At 72.2% G+C, this 14,965-nt stretch carries 19 protein-coding genes; 14 read left to right on the top strand and 5 right to left on the bottom strand.

Annotated features, from left to right (window positions below):
• The first annotated feature begins 620 nt into the window (after positions 1–620).
• From ACGGAQ_RS32415 to ACGGAQ_RS32405, 3 genes are all read left to right on the top strand, one after another.
• Entirely contained in the window at positions 621–1,514 is an 894-nt protein-coding gene (locus tag ACGGAQ_RS32415) for a hypothetical protein (protein WP_393056006.1), read from the top strand.
• Between the two features lie 199 nt (positions 1,515–1,713).
• The gene (locus ACGGAQ_RS32410; RefSeq protein WP_393056004.1) at positions 1,714–2,685 is read left to right on the top strand and encodes a pirin family protein; all 972 of its coding nucleotides are present in this window, start codon (positions 1,714–1,716) and stop codon (positions 2,683–2,685) included.
• Between the two features lie 112 nt (positions 2,686–2,797).
• Positions 2,798–3,466: a hypothetical protein gene (locus ACGGAQ_RS32405; RefSeq protein WP_393056001.1), complete on the top strand. Its 669-nt coding sequence runs from the start codon at positions 2,798–2,800 to the stop codon at positions 3,464–3,466.
• A 270-nt stretch (positions 3,467–3,736) separates the two neighbouring features.
• Here the strand turns inward: ACGGAQ_RS32405 and ACGGAQ_RS32400 are convergent, their stop codons facing one another.
• Together ACGGAQ_RS32400 and ACGGAQ_RS32395 are read right to left on the bottom strand one after the other, a co-directional pair.
• Entirely contained in the window at positions 3,737–4,405 is a 669-nt protein-coding gene (locus tag ACGGAQ_RS32400; protein WP_393055998.1) for a DUF1345 domain-containing protein, read from the bottom strand.
• 42 nt (positions 4,406–4,447) lie between these two features.
• Positions 4,448–4,720, bottom strand: coding sequence for a DUF2795 domain-containing protein (locus ACGGAQ_RS32395; protein ID WP_393055996.1), 273 nt, complete (start codon positions 4,718–4,720; stop codon positions 4,448–4,450).
• 181 nt (positions 4,721–4,901) lie between these two features.
• Here ACGGAQ_RS32395 and ACGGAQ_RS32390 point away from each other — a divergent pair, with 181 nt between their 5' ends.
• From ACGGAQ_RS32390 to ACGGAQ_RS32370, 5 genes are all read left to right on the top strand, one after another.
• Complete coding sequence (locus ACGGAQ_RS32390) at positions 4,902–5,312, top strand: DUF2267 domain-containing protein (protein ID WP_393055993.1); 411 nt, start codon at positions 4,902–4,904, stop codon at positions 5,310–5,312.
• A 220-nt stretch (positions 5,313–5,532) separates the two neighbouring features.
• The gene (locus ACGGAQ_RS32385; RefSeq protein ID WP_393055990.1) at positions 5,533–6,555 is read left to right on the top strand and encodes a TerC/Alx family metal homeostasis membrane protein; all 1,023 of its coding nucleotides are present in this window, start codon (positions 5,533–5,535) and stop codon (positions 6,553–6,555) included.
• A gap of 76 nt (positions 6,556–6,631) precedes the next feature.
• Entirely contained in the window at positions 6,632–7,231 is a 600-nt protein-coding gene (locus ACGGAQ_RS32380; RefSeq protein ID WP_355069132.1) for a sulfite oxidase-like oxidoreductase, read from the top strand.
• A 7-nt stretch (positions 7,232–7,238) separates the two neighbouring features.
• A complete protein-coding gene (locus ACGGAQ_RS32375) occupies positions 7,239–8,003 on the top strand; it encodes a ferredoxin reductase (protein WP_393056012.1) in 765 nt (254 codons plus the stop codon).
• Positions 8,004–8,040: 37 nt separating this feature from the next.
• Positions 8,041–8,334: a DUF6510 family protein gene (locus tag ACGGAQ_RS32370; protein ID WP_393055986.1), complete on the top strand. Its 294-nt coding sequence runs from the start codon at positions 8,041–8,043 to the stop codon at positions 8,332–8,334.
• 23 nt (positions 8,335–8,357) lie between these two features.
• On the opposite strand, the gene ACGGAQ_RS32365 is transcribed toward ACGGAQ_RS32370, so the two are convergent.
• Positions 8,358–8,981 carry a TetR/AcrR family transcriptional regulator gene (locus tag ACGGAQ_RS32365; RefSeq protein ID WP_393055983.1) on the bottom strand — a complete coding sequence of 208 codons (624 nt, stop codon included), beginning with the start codon at positions 8,979–8,981 and terminating at the stop codon, positions 8,358–8,360.
• 82 nt (positions 8,982–9,063) lie between these two features.
• Here ACGGAQ_RS32365 and ACGGAQ_RS32360 point away from each other — a divergent pair, with 82 nt between their 5' ends.
• Genes ACGGAQ_RS32360 through ACGGAQ_RS32350 form a run of 3 tightly spaced genes read left to right on the top strand, consistent with a single transcriptional unit; the run spans position 9,064 to position 11,230 of the window.
• Positions 9,064–9,816: an SDR family NAD(P)-dependent oxidoreductase gene (locus ACGGAQ_RS32360; protein ID WP_393055980.1), complete on the top strand. Its 753-nt coding sequence runs from the start codon at positions 9,064–9,066 to the stop codon at positions 9,814–9,816.
• A gap of 43 nt (positions 9,817–9,859) precedes the next feature.
• On the top strand, positions 9,860–10,807 hold the full coding sequence (locus ACGGAQ_RS32355) for an NAD-dependent epimerase/dehydratase family protein (RefSeq protein ID WP_393055977.1): 948 nt from the start codon (positions 9,860–9,862) through the stop codon (positions 10,805–10,807).
• A gap of 3 nt (positions 10,808–10,810) precedes the next feature.
• Positions 10,811–11,230: a hypothetical protein gene (locus tag ACGGAQ_RS32350; RefSeq protein ID WP_393055974.1), complete on the top strand. Its 420-nt coding sequence runs from the start codon at positions 10,811–10,813 to the stop codon at positions 11,228–11,230.
• 9 nt (positions 11,231–11,239) lie between these two features.
• Here the strand turns inward: ACGGAQ_RS32350 and ACGGAQ_RS32345 are convergent, their stop codons facing one another.
• A complete protein-coding gene (locus ACGGAQ_RS32345) occupies positions 11,240–12,169 on the bottom strand; it encodes an alpha/beta fold hydrolase (protein WP_393055971.1) in 930 nt (309 codons plus the stop codon).
• Positions 12,170–12,192: 23 nt separating this feature from the next.
• Here ACGGAQ_RS32345 and ACGGAQ_RS32340 point away from each other — a divergent pair, with 23 nt between their 5' ends.
• Both ACGGAQ_RS32340 and ACGGAQ_RS32335 read left to right on the top strand, forming a co-directional pair.
• Entirely contained in the window at positions 12,193–12,546 is a 354-nt protein-coding gene (locus tag ACGGAQ_RS32340; RefSeq protein ID WP_393055968.1) for a Scr1 family TA system antitoxin-like transcriptional regulator, read from the top strand.
• On the top strand, positions 12,537–12,725 hold the full coding sequence (locus tag ACGGAQ_RS32335) for a DUF397 domain-containing protein (RefSeq protein WP_393055965.1): 189 nt from the start codon (positions 12,537–12,539) through the stop codon (positions 12,723–12,725). The genes ACGGAQ_RS32340 and ACGGAQ_RS32335 overlap by 10 nt, the downstream gene beginning before the upstream one ends.
• A gap of 84 nt (positions 12,726–12,809) precedes the next feature.
• Here ACGGAQ_RS32335 and ACGGAQ_RS32330 read toward each other — a convergent pair whose 3' ends face one another.
• Complete coding sequence (locus ACGGAQ_RS32330; RefSeq protein ID WP_393055962.1) at positions 12,810–13,646, bottom strand: LLM class flavin-dependent oxidoreductase; 837 nt, start codon at positions 13,644–13,646, stop codon at positions 12,810–12,812.
• Between the two features lie 455 nt (positions 13,647–14,101).
• On the opposite strand from ACGGAQ_RS32330, the gene ACGGAQ_RS32325 reads away from it, so the two are divergent.
• Positions 14,102–14,818, top strand: coding sequence for a VOC family protein (locus ACGGAQ_RS32325; protein WP_393056009.1), 717 nt, complete (start codon positions 14,102–14,104; stop codon positions 14,816–14,818).
• The last annotated feature ends 147 nt before the right edge of the window (positions 14,819–14,965 follow it).

Genomic DNA, 14,965 nt, shown 5'->3' with positions numbered 1-14,965 from the left:
GGCCACCGACCTCGTCGCCCAGCACTGGAACAGCTGACCCACCGCACGAACCGACCGATGGCCGGCACCCGAGAACGGGTGCCGGCCATCGGCATACCCAACCCCCGCTCATTGACCTGGCCGTCACCCCGAGTTGGATGTCGGCCAGCGGCACACCCGGCCATCGCTCACTGACCTGGCCACCACGCCGAGCCGGGTGCCGGCTAGAGGCATACCCAGCTCCGCCGAGTGACCGGCCGACCCGCACATCCTCGGGCGTAGCTTGGCTGACCGGCGTCGTCGGCCCGCGTGACGGTGAATCTTGGACAGTTTCCGTTCGGCCCAAACGGAAACTGTCCAAGATTCACTGACGCGACGTAGCGGAGTGGTGTGGTCGGCGCGGAGTGATCCGATCAGCCGGCGGGTACGTACCTCCCGGCGGGGACCGGCGGAAGGGCAGAGGCATGGCCGCAGTGGGTGACGGCACCGAGCACCAGGCAGAACACGAACCGGGGCAGCAACGAACCCACCCGGCGGTGGAGCGCCCGGCCGCAGATCAGCCGGAGCGCGCGGGCGGCTCCGGCGGCTCAGCCCGGCCCGGCTCCTATGCAGGGCACCGGTCGGAGGCGGAGCCCGGGCCAGTGAGTGCCGAAGCGACACCGGGGCGCTGGTCGGTCGGTGCTCGGCTGCTGGTGGCCGCCGCGGCGGTAATGCTGGTTCTCGGCGCCGCGGCGGTGGTGGTCATCGTCGCCGACCCCTACCGCCTCGGCCAGGCATACTCCGGCGCACCCGACGGCGTCCCCCCGAACGTCGCCCGGCCCGACATCGCCCGGTCCGACGGCGTCCCCCCGGACGTCGCCCGGCCCGACGTCGCCCGGCCCGACGTCGCCCGGCCGGGTGCGGCTGCGGCCGCCGAGCAGACGATGACGACGCCCCTCGCAGGGCGGCAGAAGGCCACCTTCGTACTGGCGGACGGGTTGTCCTCGTTCGACCTTCGGGTGGCCGACCTGGGCGAGGACCTCTACCGGATCAGCAGCCCGCCCGGCTCCGGTGTGGCCGTCCGTCCCGTGGTGCAGGGTGAAACCGTCCGGCTCGGCGTGGTGGCCACCGGCAGGTCCGAGAAGCGGGCCGCGCGGGTGCTGCTCAGCGAGCGGGTCGCCTGGGGTCTGCGCCTGGAGGGCGGGGTGAGCGAACAGGTCCTCGACCTGGCGCAGGCACGACTTCTGGGCCTGGACCTCGTCGGCGGCTCCGCCCGCACCAACCTGATCCTGCCGCCCGTGAACGGCGGCACGACGACCGTGCGGCTGACCGGTGGAGTCAACCAGTTCGACATCCGGGTGCCGGGCACACCACCGGTGCGGGTGCGGGTGCGGGTGGGAGCGGGGGCCGGTTCGGTCGCGGTCCGCGACGAGCGTTGGGCCGGGGTCGCCGCTGGTGCCCTGCTGAGTACGCCGGGGTGGGACCGCTCAACTAACCGACTCTTCCTTGACCTGGTGGCAGGCGCCGGCACCGTGACGGTGACCGAGTCTCGGTGACCGGCCCACGACTCGGACGCCGACCAGTTTCGTCGGGCGTCGAGCCGGCGACCTCGGGTGCTGGCCGAGGGCCGTCGGGCAGCGGACGCTGGGCGGTCGGGTGGGACGCCGACCGGCCCACCCGTGACGTGCTGGGTCGGCGGTCACCCCTGGTGGGAAGCGCCGCAGCCCGGGGAGGGCGCGAGCGTACAGTCGGGCGGTGGAGCGTACCGAATCGATGCTGGCACAGACCCGACCGCCCGGCGTGGCCGAGGTCGATCCCGGCAGCGTCCTGCTGCCGGGCCACGATGTGCCGCTGGGGCGGTACACGACCGTCCGGCGGTTGTTGCCGCAGCGGCCTCGGCGGATGGTCGGCGCGTGGTGCTTCGTGGACCATTTTGGCCCGGACGACGTGGCGCAGCGGCCCGGCATGGAGGTGCCACCGCACCCGCACACGGGCCTGCAGACGGTGACCTGGCTGCTCGACGGCGAGATCATTCACCGGGACAGCCTCGGCAACGTCCAGGCGATCCGGCCCGGCCAGTTGAACGTGATGACCTCCGGGCACGGCATCGCCCACTCGGAGCGGTCGCCGGCCACGCACCCGCCGGTCATGCACGGTGTGCAGCTCTGGGTGGCGCTGCCGGACCCGGCGCGGGCCGGCGCCGCGGACTTCGCCCACCACGCCGACCTGCCACGGTGGCGGGACGGCGAGGTGGACGCGACCCTGCTGGTCGGCGAGTTCGCCGGCCAGCGATCCCCGGCGGTGGTGCACACCCCGCTGGTGGGCGTGCAGCTTGAGCTGGGCGGGGCGGCGCCGACCGCGCTGCCGTTGCGGCCCGATTTCGAGTACGCCCTGCTGGCGATGTCCGGCTCCGCCGAGGCCGCCGGGGTGGGTTTCGAGCCAGGCGCGTTGCTCTACCTGGGTTCCGGTCGACGCGAGGTGACCGTACGCGGCGGAGCGGGGGCCCGGCTGTTGCTGCTGGGGGGTACGCCGTTCGAGGAGCCGCTGGTCATGTGGTGGAACTTCGTGGGCCGCTCGCACGAGGAGGTCGCCGCCGCTCGGGAGGACTGGATGGCCGGCCGGCGTTTCGGCGTGGTGGCCGACGATGCGGCGTCGCCGCTGCCAGCGCCCGCCCTGCCCACCACCCGGCTCAAGGCCCGCGACCGCACCGGCGGCCTGCACGGCTGACCGGCCCGAGACACCAACGTGCGCCGGACCATGAGCGCGCCGGGCCAAGACGCGCCGGGCTGGGCCGGCTGGGGTCGGCGGTTGGCCGACGGTGGCGTGGGTAGTCGCCGGCATGGCGACCACTCTGATCACGCCCGTGGAGGACCGCAAGCGCCTGGCCCGCCGGCTGGCCGGCAGCGGACGGGGCTTCGCCGAGCAGTACGGCTTCCGCGTGACCAACAATCCGGCGAGTCTGTTCCAGGTGCTCTACCTCGCGGTACTGCTCGCCCGCCGGGGTGACTTCCGTCGGGCGTTGGACGGCGCGCGGGCGCTGCGCGACGAGGGGTGGGAAAGCGCCGCCCGGCTGGCCCGGTCGCTGCATCAAGACCGGGTGCGGGTGCTGCGCGACAGCGGTCAGCGCGGTGACGTCGACGCGTTGGCCGACGTGCTGGGCGATCTGGCCCGGACGATCGTCGAGCGGTACCGGGGCGACCTGCGCCGGTTGCGCGCGGTCGCGCACCACGAGCCGGCTGCCGAGCGTGCGCTCCTCGCCGACCTGCCCGGGGTGGACGACCAGGTCGCCGACCTGTTTCTGCGCGAGGCGCAGGCGCTGTGGCGGGAGGTGGCCCCGGTGGCGGACCGGCGGGCGCTGGCGGCGGCCCGCCGGCTCGGGCTGGGCCGCTCGGCGGATGACCTGGCCGGCTTGGCCAGCGGCGAGTCGGAGCGGCTGGCGTGGCTGGTGGGGGCGCTGGCCCGGGTCGATCTGGAGCACCGGTACGCGGAGCTGACCCGCCGTCCCTGACGTGCCCTGGCCCACACTTCGGCAAAAACTGACCATACGGGGGATGGTCTGTCGTATGGTTGTACCCGGCAGTGCTGGCCGCTCGGTTCGAGCGGGCCTCCACCGCCTGGTGACCGCGACCGGTTCGGACGTGGTTCACCGCCTGGGCAGGTTTGCGTGGCGCCCCCGGTCGCGGTTCGCGGCCAAGGGGCGCCCGCCTGTCCCGGCGAGCCGCCGCCCGTGACGCAGCCGGGCACGAGGCCCCCCCGTGACGCAGCCGGGCACGAGCGCTCAGCGGGCCAGCCCCGCCAGCAGGTTCACCGTGACGGCGATGATGAACGCGCCGAACAGGTACGACACCATCGAGTGCCGCAGCACCGTGCGACGCATCTCGTTGCTGGTCAGGTTGGTGTCGGAGACCTGGAACGTCGTCCCGATGGTGAACGCCACGTACGCGAAGTCCGAGTACCGGGGCGGTTCGCTCTGGTTGAAGTTCACCCCTCCGTCGGGGCCGGTGTAGTAGATCCGGGCGTACCGGGCCGCGAACACGGTGTGCACGACCAGCCAGGACAGCAGCACGCTGAGGACGCCGAGCCCGCCGTACAGGTCGCGGCGTGCGCCGGGTGGCGCCGCGTGGGCGCTGGCCACGACGAGTCCGACGGCCAGCAGGCTGGCGAGGCAGGCGATCAGCAGCACCACGTCCCGGGTGGCCCGGTTGGGGTCCTCGTGCACGGCGAGTCGGGCGGTGCGGGTCGCGTCCATCGGCCAGAGTTTGCGCCACACCAGCACCAGCCAGCTCAGCGCGGCTGCGTCCCAGCCGGCCAGTGGGGCGAGCGACGGCGACAGCGTCAGAGCGAAGACGCCGCCGACGATGACGCCGACCACCGCCACGACGACGAGTTGCGTCGCCGCCGGGGTGTGCCCGTCCGGGGGGCGCGACAGTGGACCGGTGGCGGTCATCCGCGCCGCCTGCGCGCTCCGGCGGACGCCACCACCGCCGGGTCAGATGCCGCGCAGATGCTGCGACACCCGATTGTGCTTCTTGTCCCGGGCCTGCGCGGCGCGTTGCGAAGGGCTCACCTCGGGGGCGGCCTCGATGCCGGCGGACCGGGCCACTTCGTTGCCGTTGGCGTAGTCGACGGGCGGCAGGGCGCGCAACGCCTTGAGCACGTCCGGCGGGGCGCCCTCGCGTTCAGCCTCGCGGACCACGTCGTTCTTCTCGGCCGGGTAGTCCAGGCTCGACAGGTACTGCAGGACGTCCGCGTAGCTCGCCATGTCTGGGGCTCCCTCGGGGCATCGATGTGGTCACGACCGGCGGCGGTTACCCGCCCGCCGCCTCGTCACGCCCGGGTCGGCGGAGGAAATCGCCCGGGTTTCCGCAGGAAGTCCGGCGCCGTTTCCACCACGGCGCCGCGGGTACCCGCAGGCGGCGCCGACAAGCCCGAGGGAGTACGCGATGCAATACGACACCTTCGTCGACCAGGTTTCCCAGCGCACCCGGACGTCGTCCGAGCAGGCGGTCGAGCTGACCCGGGCCGTGCTGGAGACGTTCGCCGAGCGGCTGACCGGCGGTGAGGTGCTGGACCTGGCCGCGCAGCTTCCGCAACCGCTGCAACTGGTGCTCAAGCCCAGCCCGAGCACCGAGCAGGCGGACCGGTTCGGAGCGGCCGAGTTCGTGGCGCGCGTCGCGCTGCGCGCGCGGGTCGAGGAGCCGGCCGCGCGGGACGCCGTCCGGGCGGTGTTCACCACCCTGCGCGAGGCGATCACCGGCGGGGAGTTCGACGACGTGGCTACCCAGTTGCCGCGCGACTACCGGGACCTCGTGGAGCAGGCGATGGCACCGGGTGCGACGCTGCGCCGCGCCTGACGGTGACACCTCCGACCGGGGGCGCACAGCGGTTGGCCAGGGCAACCATCGACGTCCGGCTTGGCGTGTCGGTCGGCCCTGGCCTAACCTTGTCGTGCGAGGGGAGTACTTCCCACGAACCATTCCGGTCAGTACGGCACGCCCGGCGTGCCTCGGGTGGTTGCCCATCTCCGATGGGTGAAGGAGACCTCGAACATGACACGGTGTTCGAGGAGACCCCATGACCGAATTGTCATACCTGGCCGCAGCGAGTGATCTGTCGTCTGTGGGTACGCCCACGCTCTGGGCGCTGACCATCGCTGGCGTGGTGCTCCTGCTGGTGCTGGACTTCCTGGTGACGCGCAAGCCGCACGAGGTGTCCATGCGGGAGGCGATCGGTTGGTCGGCGTTCTACGTCGCGCTGCCGCTCGCGTTCGGCGGCTGGGTGTGGTCCCGCTACGGCTCCGAGCAGGGCGTGCAGTACCTGACCGGTTACCTCGTCGAGAAGTCCCTCTCGGTCGACAACCTCTTCGTCTTCATGCTGCTGCTGGCCGCGTTCGCGGTGCCGGCCGTGCTCGCCCAGCGGGTGCTGCTCTACGGCATCGCCGGCGCTCTGGTGCTGCGGGCGGTCTTCATCGCCCTGGGCGCGGCGGCCCTGCAGACCCTCGACTTCGCGTTCCTGCTCTTCGCGATCATCCTCATCGCCACCGCGGTGAAGCTGCTGCGCGACGCCCTCTCCGGGCATCAGCAGGAAGTCGACATCAACAAGATGCGCTCGGTGAAGCTGCTGCGCAAGATCATGCCGGTGGTCGACGAGTACCACGGCGCCCGGATGACCGTGCGGCAGGGCGCGAAGCGGGCACTCACGCCGTTCGCCCTGGTGGTGGTGGCGGTGCTGGCCACCGACGTGGTCTTCGCCGTCGACTCGGTGCCGGCGGTGTACGGCATCACCGAGGACCCGTACCTGGTCTTCGCCACCAACGCGTTCGCCCTGCTCGGCCTGCGGGCGCTCTACTTCGTCCTGCACGCGGCGCTGAGCCGGCTGGTGCACCTCAGCTACGGCCTGGCGATCATCCTGGCGTTCATCGGGCTCAAGCTGGGTCTGCACTGGGCGCACGGCATCTGGGAGAGCGTGCCGCAGATCCCCACCCTGGCCTCCCTCGGCGTGATCATCGGTGTGCTGGCGGTGGTGACCCTGACCAGCCTGCGCGCCACCCGGGGCGGCACGCCCGAGCAGCGCGAGGTCGTCACGGAGCGGCACTGACCGCGCCGCGCCGGGTCGACGAGGGCGTACGCGTGAAAGCTCCCGCCCCGCCCGGCCCGGGTGGTACGACTGTGCAATGGGAATCGTGTCACCGGGCTTTCAGGGCCGGCCCCGCTCACAGGAGCCGGCCCTGCCACCCGGTCAGTACCTGACCGAGGACTTTCCGGTGCTGTCGGCCGGCCCGACACCCCGGGTCTCCCTGGACACCTGGGAGTTCGTCATCGCCGCCGAGAACGGCACCGAGTACCGGTGGTCGTGGCAGGAGCTGATGGCGCTTCCGCAGGAGACCGCGATGGTCGACATCCACTGCGTCACCCACTGGTCGAAGCTCGGCACCACCTGGCAGGGCGTCTCCCTGGACACCCTGCTCGACGGCGTGGACACCAGCGCGCACTTCGCGCTCGCCCACTCGTACGGCGGGTACACCACCAACCTGCCGCTGGACGACCTGCGCGGCGGCCGGGCCTGGGTGGCGCACACCTTCGACGGCGCGCCGCTGCCGGCCGAGCACGGCGGGCCGGCGCGGCTGCTGGTGCCGCACCTGTACTTCTGGAAGTCCGCCAAGTGGGTGCGTGGCATCCGACTCAAGACGATGGACGAGCCGGGTTTCTGGGAGACCGCTGGTTACCACGACTACGGCGACCCGTGGCGCGAACAGCGGTACCAGGGTGACTGAGCGGGCCGTGGCGACGGGCACCCCGGCCCGCGCGCCGATCAGGTGGCAGGTGGCGCGGCTGGTGGAGCGCCGGGTCGAGACGGCGACGGCGGAGACGCTGGTCCTGGAGGTGCCGGACTGGCCGGGGCACCTTCCCGGGCAGCACGTCGACATCCGGTTGACCGCGCCGGACGGCTACCAGGCCGCCCGGTCGTACTCGATCGCCGGGCCGGTCGTGGACGGCCCCGGCGGCCCGCGCATCGAGGTGACCGTCCAGCGGGTGCCCGACGGCGAGGTGTCGCCGTACCTCATCGATGTCTTCGGTCCCGGCGACCCGGTGGAGGTCCGCGGACCGCTCGGCGGCTGGTTCATCTGGCGATCGGAGGACACCGCGCCGGTGCAGCTGGTCGCGGGCGGCTCCGGCATCGTGCCGCTGATGGCGATGATCCGGGCGCGGCGGGCGATCGGCAGCAAGGTGCCGTTCCGGCTGATCTACTCGGTGCGCACCGCAGAGGACGTGATCTACGCCGACGAGCTGCGCCGCCGGGTCCGCGACGACTTCGGCCTCGATGTGGCGTACGTCTACACCCGCGAGGCGCCCGACGGCTGGCGCGGCGAGCCGCACCGGATCGGCCTGGCCGACGTGAACACCCACGGCTGGCCGCCGGACCTGGAACCGCTCACCTACGTGTGCGGCCCGACCGGGTTCGTGGAGGCCGTGGCCGATCTGCTGGTCGGGCTGGGCCACCCGTCGCGGCGGATCAAGACCGAACGCTTCGGCCCCACCGGCTGAGAGCCCGCCCGCCGACCGCAACGTCGAGGAGACCCCGATGACCGAGATGTCGTACCTGGACGGCAACATGCTCGACGGCCCGATGCGCGAGCTGTTCGCCGTCGACCTGAGCACCGCGATGGGCCGCTGCGAGAACTGCGGGACGACCGGCTCGATGGCCAGCCTGCACGTCTACTCGCACGCCCCGGGCATGGTCGCGCGCTGCCCGTCCTGCGAGTCGGTGATGGTGCGCCTGGTCCGCGCACCGGACCGGGCCTGGCTGGACATGCGCGGCGTCACCTACCTCCAGGTGCCGATGCCGATGGAGCAGGCGCTTCCCGAGCCGCTCTGACAAGCCAGCTTCGCTACAGCGAACTACGGCACCGGGGTGAACGAGCGGATGTAGGCCAGGGCCGCGTTCATCGACGCGCGCACCGGACGGGTGTTGCGCATCGTCTGGCCCAGGAGCGTCCCGCCCTGCAACGCCGTCAGCAGCACCAGGGCCAGCTCGTCGAGGTCGGCGTCGGCGCGCAGGTCGCCCCGGTCCCGCATCGCGCGCAGGCCGTCGTACAGCAGGGCCTGCCACCGCAGGAAGCCCTGGTTGAGGTCCTCGCGTGACTCCTCGTCGGCGCTGAGTTCCGCGGCCAGTGAGCCGAGGGTGCACTCACCGCGTCCCCCGTTCTGCTCCTGCCGTTCGATGGCCGCGTCCGCCCAGGCGCGGAGGGCGTCGAAGCTGTCGAGCAGGCCCATCATCGGCTGGCCGGGTATCGGTGCGGCGTCGGCCTGGCGGGTGATGACCGCCCGAATCAGGGCCTGCTTGCTGTCGAAGTAGTGGTAGAGCTGCGAGCCGCTCACGCCGGCCGCCTTACGGACGTCCTCGGTGCTGGTCCCGGCGACACCGTGCGCGGCGATGAGGTCGGTGGCCGCCTGCACGATCCGCTCGCGGGTCGCCTGTCCCTTGCGCGTCAGCCGCTGCGGCCGGGCCGTGCTCTCTGTCACGAAATCCAGTCTAACCGACTGGGTTGTGCAACCCAGAAAGCGGTGTTAGAAATGGGCTGACCAACCCAGAAAGAAGGACCTGATGACTGTCAGCACTGATCTCTCCGGGCGTACCGCCCTGGTGACCGGCGCCACCGCCGGCATCGGCCGCGCCGTCGCCCTCAAACTTGCCGATCGCGGCGCCGAGGTCGTCGTGCACGGGCGGGACCCGCGCCGGGGCGCCGACCTGGTGGCCGAGATCGCCCAACGGGGTGGCCGGGCGCGCTTCGTGGCCGCCGATCTCACCGACGCCGAGCAGGTCATCGGGCTGGCCGCCACCGCCGGTGAGGTGGACATCCTGGTGAACAACGCCGGGATCTACGACTTCACCAGCACGCCGGACACCAGCGCGGAGAGCTTCGACCGGCACGTCGCGATCAACACACGGGCACCGTTCCTCCTGGTGGGTGCGTTGGCGCCCGGCATGGCGAAGCGCGGTCACGGCGCCATCGTCAACATCACGTCGACCGCCGCCACCCTGGCCGCGCCCATCGGTGGCGCCTACGGCGCCTCCAAGGCCGCCGTGGAGATCCTCACCCGCTCCTGGGCCACCGAGTTCGGCGCCAGCGGCGTCCGCGTCAACGGCGTCTCACCCGGCCCGGTGCGCACCGCCGGCACCGAACAGATGCTCGGTGAGAACGTGGAGATGCTCGGGCAGGTCAACATCCGCGGTCGGGTGGGAGAGCCTGACGAGATCGCCGAGGTCGTCCTGTTCCTGGTGGACGACCGCAGCAGCTACGTGAACGGAACCGTCGTGCTCGCCAACGGCGGCGAGCGCAGCTCCCTACCGGGCTGAGCCCGCAACCGGCCACGTCTTCATCGAGCAGAGAGCGTAGACAATGGACGTGTTCGTCATAGGCGCGACCGGCTTCGTCGGTGCCGGCGTGGCCAGCCACCTGACGGCCCACGACCACCGGGTCACCGGGTTGGCCCGTACCCCGGCCGCCGCCGAGCGGTTGAGTGCCACCGGGGTCGTGCCGTGGCGGGGTGATCTGGATGAGGGGCGCGACGAGGTGATCGCCGCAGCCGCTCGGGCGGACGCGGTGATCTACGCCGCGCAGCTCGATCCGCCCGGCGAGCTGGCCGCCGTGGGCGCGCTCGTCGAGGCACTGGCCGGCAGTGGGAGGACGCTTGTGTTCACCTCCGGCAGCGGCGTCTTCCTGCAGCGAACGGGCGGCGCGTGGAGCCCGGACTCGTACGCGGAGACCGACCCCTTCACCGTCGAGCCGCTGGCCACGCACCGCCGTGCCGCCGAGGAGATGGTGCTGCGGGCGGCGGATCGCGACGTGCGCGCCATGGTGGTGCGACCCGGTCTCATCTGGGGGTCCGGGGACCACGGCCACGTGTCCCTGATCTACCAGTCGGTGGCCGCCACCGGCGCTGCCTGCTACGTCGGAGAGGGGCTCAACACGTACACCAACGTCCACATCGACGACGTGGCTCGCCTCTACGAGCTGGCATTGAGGCGGGGCTCGGCCGGGGCGGTCTACCACGCGGCCGGCGGCGAGGTGCCGAACCGCTGGATCGCCGAGGCCGTAGCCCGGGACCTCGGCTGCGGCACACGCAGCCTCACCCCAGCCGAGGCTGCGACCGTGTGGGGGGAGTTCGGCGCCCTCATCATGGGTGCCTCCAGCCGCAGCCGTGACCCCCGGACCCGTGTCGAGTTGGGCTGGACGCCGCAGAAGACGGACATGTTGTCGCTCGTCGGCGAGCCCCGGCTGAGGCGGCTGGCGCGCGGGACCGCGGCGGCCCCTCGTGGGGCGTACGCGCCGCTGCGGCAGACTTGACGGATGAGCACCGGTCGGTGGCGCGGCGTTCCACTGCGGGCCCGGCTGGTGGTGTCGGCGGCCGTCCTGGTCTTCGCCTACGGCACCGTCGTGCACGTGCTTCAGGTGTTCGTTCCCGGGCTCCGGCCGCCGCTGGCCCTGCCCGGGTGGCTCGCGGTCTACTTCGTCTCCCTGACCCTGTGGGATCCGCTGGCGGCGCTGTTGCTGGCGGCTCGCCGTCCGGCGGGGCTCGCGCTGGGCTGCGCCGTGCTGGTGACGGACGCCGCCGCGAACGGGTACGCCAACTACGTGCTCGACCCCGCCGGTGGCGTCACCCCGGGCCGGATCGGGCAGGCAGTCATCACCGCCCTCGCCGTCGCCCTCGTCGCGCTCACCCCGTGGCTGGCCCGGTGGTACACCCGGCCCGCGACGCAGCGCCACTGAGCGGAGCCGCTACGGCGTTTCCGCATCCGCCTCGGCGAGGACGGCGAGGACCGCGTCCACCACGGCGGCGGGTTGTTCCTTGTGGATGTAGTGGCCGCTGTCGGGCACCACGCTGTGGACGCCGCGTGGGAAGAGCGCGGCGGTTCGGTCGGCGAGGTCGCGGGAGCGCTGTCGCAGGGCGGCTGGCGTGCCGCGGGTCGCGGTCAGGATCCGCATCGGCACGTCGGGCACCGCCGACGCCGCGCGCGCGGCACGGACCTGCGGGGTGCAGGCGTTGGCGAGGCGGTTCTCCGCACGGATGGTCGTGACCTGCGTGTACGTGGCATAGCTGGCCAGGTACGCCTGGGTGACGAGTGCCTGGGTTCCGGGGTCGTCGGTGCAGCGTCGCGCGAGTTCGCGGCCCATGTTCGCGGCGACCCGATTGAAGAGCCCGATCGCCTTGAGTAGCGGAAGGGCAGTGAGGAAGACGCTCGACGAGACCCGGAGAGCCAGCGGCACCTCAGCCGTGGTGTCCTCGTGGAAAGGGTCGACGAGGACCACGCCACGGGTGCGGTCGGGCCGGGCGAGCGCGGCCAGTTCGGCGAGCAGGCCGCCCCAACTGTGACCGACCAGTACGGCGGGACCGACGCTGTCGAGAAGTGCCACGAGGTCGCGTACCTGGGAATCCAGTGTCAACCGCGAGACGGGGTCGCTGGCGCCCAGGCCGGCGCGGTCGTAGGCGATGACGCGGGACCTCTCGGCCAGCGCCGGCAGGACGACGGCCCAGTCCAGCCCCACTTCGCCGGCGCCGGAGATCAGGACGACGGCTGGCCCGGCACTGCCCGCCTCCACCCACCGCAGTCGCCGGCCTGACTCACGGGTCAGCTGCCGACGGATGACACCGGCCGACACCAGGCTGGACAGAGCGGTGACAACCGGATCCTGCGCCCCCGTGTCCACCAGGCCTCCTCGTCGCCGTCCCCTTGGCCGACGTCAGGCTCTGGACACTACTAACCCGCCACAACGTCGACGGACCGGCGGTGATGCGGGAGCAATTGCGGCATCTTCTTGAGGTCGGCCGGCGGCCACGGGTGCACCTGCACCTCGTCCCGCGCGAGGTGGGCGCGTACCCCGGCCTGAACGGGGCCTTCGTGATCGCCACGCCGGCCGACGGGGACGACGTGGCCTACCTGGACAACCCTCTACAGGGGACCGTCGTCGAGCGCGCCACCGACGTACTATCGCTGCGGCAGTCGTGGGAATCGGTACGGGCCGAGGCGATGTCGCATCGACAGACCCTCAGCGTGATGTCGGAGGCGGCAGAGGCATGGACCTGACCGGCGCGATCTGGCGCAAGAGCACCCGCAGCAGCGGCAACTCCGGTGACTGCGTGGAGGTCGCCGACAACCTGCCGGACCTGGTGGGCGTCCGCGACAGCAAGGACCCGAGCGGCCCGGTGCTGGTCGTCGCTCCGGCCGCCTGGCGTGCCTTCGTCACCGTCGTCAAGCGCCACTGACCGACCGGCCGGGCCAGGATCGGGGCCGCCGTATCGACGCAGCGCGTGCTGCCTCGCCCGCGACCCCGACCCGGTGTCCCGGCCCTAGCGCACGATCTCCGCGAGGATGTCGACCTGCCCGGGGTCGGCGGCGTAGCAGTACAGGACGAGTTCGTCCGCGCCGAACTCCCGGTACGCGGCCACGGTGTCGGCGATCTGCGTCGGGTCGCTCAACGGCTCACCCCAACCGGACCTGCCGGTGAACGCGTAGTAGGCGGTGATGGCACCACGCGCCTCGTCGATCGTGGCGGCCGAGCCGACCGCGACGTTGACCTGGCACACGAGGCGCGGCCGGCCGGGGCGGCCCGCCGCCTCCCACCCCTCCTGCACAGTGCGGACCAGGGGGCCGGCCCAGGTCAGGGGCGCCGCGCAGACGAACCCGTCGGCGTACCGCCCGACGCGCCGCAGTGCCGGCGCGGCGAACCCTCCGATCAGCATCGGTGGCCCCCCGAGCGTGGTGGGGCGGGGCCCGATCGTCGTGCCGCGGTACGGCTCGCCCCGCCAGATCTCGCGCAGGGCGGCGAGTTGCCCGTCGAGCAGCCGACCGCGTTGCCTGATCGGCCTGCCGGCGGCGACGTGGTCGTCGTCGCGACCGCCGACGCCGATGCCGAGGACGAACCGGCCGGCGGACATGCGGTCCAGGGTGGCGACCTGCTTGGCCAGCAGGGCGGTCTCGCGCAGCGGGCCCAGCAGGACTTCCGTCTGGAGGCGGATGCGCGTCGTGGCGCCGGCGAGGACAGCCAGAGCGGTCAGCGGTTCGGGATTGTCGAACGTGAGGCGGTCCAGCAGGGCGAGGCTGTCGAAGTCGTGTGCTTCGGCGGCGGTGGCCCAGTCGAGCAGGCGGGCCGGTGCGCTGATGGGCAGGCCGAGGCCGATGTCCATGTCGATCTCCGTACGGTAGGCAGCACAAACTGAAGCCGCCACCTTCTCCTCGCTTCCGGCGAGGTCCCGAGTCCATCTGCGACGCATTTCTCGAACCAGGGATACGAAGTTCCGCGCCAACTGTACGCAGCCGGCGGCCGGCGGTGACCCCCGGTCACCTCCGTGGGGGCGGATGCGGTGGTAAGCGGTATACCTGAGAGTCATATTCATACCTCTGAGGAATACCGCTCAACAGCACATCCGCCCCCACGGGCAGCCACTGCGGATGACCAGCGCCCGTCGCCGCAGCCCCAGCCCCGTCGTGAGTGAGGACCTATTCGTCTAGATCAACCGCCCCCAAGGGCCGAGGCGAACGCGTCGAAAACTCGGGTGCGGACGATCGGGCCCGTCCGTAGGCTTCCGAAACTCCGGCCCGTCCGGGCCGCCCCGTCCCCGGATCGGAGATGAGCGCAGCGATGGCCAGCCACCTCTTCGCGGTGTGTTTCGGTGCGAACGAACCTCTGCGTGTCGCGCGGTTCTGGTCCGAGATCCTGGGTCGAGAACTGGTCGACGACCCCCGCGACGGCGTCCTCGTGCTGCCCGACGACAAGACCGGTTTCCGGCTGCGGTTTCCGCGGATCCCCGAGCCGAAGGTCCTGCAGAACCGGGCGCACCTCGAGTTGACCAGCGACTCGCCGGAACACCAAGGGCAAACGGTGGCCAGGGCGCTGGCGCTGGGCGCGCGGCACACCGACGTCGGCCAGCTTCCCCACGAGAGCCACGTGGTGCTCGCCGATCCCGAGGGCAACGAGTTCTGCGTCCTCGGTCCGGGTAACACGTTCCTCGCCGGCTGCGGTTTCCTCGGTGATGTCTCCTGCGACGGATCGCGGGCCGTCGGCTACTTCTGGAGCGCGGCGCTCGGGTGGCCGCTGGTCTGGGACCAGGACGAGGAGACCGCCATCCAGTCACCGCTGGGCGGCCCGAAGATCGCCTGGGGTGGCCCACCGTTGATGCCGAAGGGGGACCGGGACCGGGTGACGTTCGACCTTGCCGTCGACGACGGCGACGACCCGCAGGCCGAGGTCGACCGTCTGCTCTCGCTCGGCGCCACAGTGGTCGGCGCCGACGGGCAGGGCGCGGTGATGTTGGCCGACCCCGACGGCACCGAGTTCCGGCTACTGACGCGCCGCTAGGCCGTGTCTTTCAAACCGTCCATGGCAAATACGTCGTGGGGGGGGGGGGGGGGGGGGGGGGGGGGGGGGGGGGGGGGGGGGGGGGGGGGGGGGGGGGGGGGGGGGGGGGGGGGGGCGGCGGGGCCGGCCCCCGCGCGGCCGCGCCCG

The sequence above is a fragment of the Micromonospora sp. NPDC047557 genome, from assembly GCF_043205095.1.
GTDB lineage: Bacteria > Actinomycetota > Actinomycetes > Mycobacteriales > Micromonosporaceae > Micromonospora.
This window is presented reverse-complemented; position numbering and strand designations above follow the sequence as displayed.

Excerpts from the sequence above, each read along its gene's own strand:
- ACGGAQ_RS32325 (WP_393056009.1), top strand. The coding sequence starts at position 14,102 with ATGGCCAGCCACCTCTTCGCGGTGTGTTTCGGTGCGAACGAACCTCTG.
- ACGGAQ_RS32330 (WP_393055962.1), bottom strand. The coding sequence starts at position 13,646 with ATGGACATCGGCCTCGGCCTGCCCATCAGCGCACCGGCCCGCCTGCTC.
- ACGGAQ_RS32400 (WP_393055998.1), bottom strand. The coding sequence starts at position 4,405 with ATGACCGCCACCGGTCCACTGTCGCGCCCCCCGGACGGGCACACCCCG.
- ACGGAQ_RS32350 (WP_393055974.1), top strand. The coding sequence starts at position 10,811 with ATGAGCACCGGTCGGTGGCGCGGCGTTCCACTGCGGGCCCGGCTGGTG.
- ACGGAQ_RS32380 (WP_355069132.1), top strand. The coding sequence starts at position 6,632 with ATGGGAATCGTGTCACCGGGCTTTCAGGGCCGGCCCCGCTCACAGGAG.
- ACGGAQ_RS32395 (WP_393055996.1), bottom strand. The coding sequence starts at position 4,720 with ATGGCGAGCTACGCGGACGTCCTGCAGTACCTGTCGAGCCTGGACTAC.
- ACGGAQ_RS32385 (WP_393055990.1), top strand. The coding sequence starts at position 5,533 with ATGACCGAATTGTCATACCTGGCCGCAGCGAGTGATCTGTCGTCTGTG.
- ACGGAQ_RS32360 (WP_393055980.1), top strand. The coding sequence starts at position 9,064 with ATGACTGTCAGCACTGATCTCTCCGGGCGTACCGCCCTGGTGACCGGC.
- ACGGAQ_RS32370 (WP_393055986.1), top strand. The coding sequence starts at position 8,041 with ATGACCGAGATGTCGTACCTGGACGGCAACATGCTCGACGGCCCGATG.
- ACGGAQ_RS32335 (WP_393055965.1), top strand. The coding sequence starts at position 12,537 with ATGGACCTGACCGGCGCGATCTGGCGCAAGAGCACCCGCAGCAGCGGC.
- ACGGAQ_RS32405 (WP_393056001.1), top strand. The coding sequence starts at position 2,798 with ATGGCGACCACTCTGATCACGCCCGTGGAGGACCGCAAGCGCCTGGCC.
- ACGGAQ_RS32355 (WP_393055977.1), top strand. The coding sequence starts at position 9,860 with ATGGACGTGTTCGTCATAGGCGCGACCGGCTTCGTCGGTGCCGGCGTG.
- ACGGAQ_RS32390 (WP_393055993.1), top strand. The coding sequence starts at position 4,902 with ATGCAATACGACACCTTCGTCGACCAGGTTTCCCAGCGCACCCGGACG.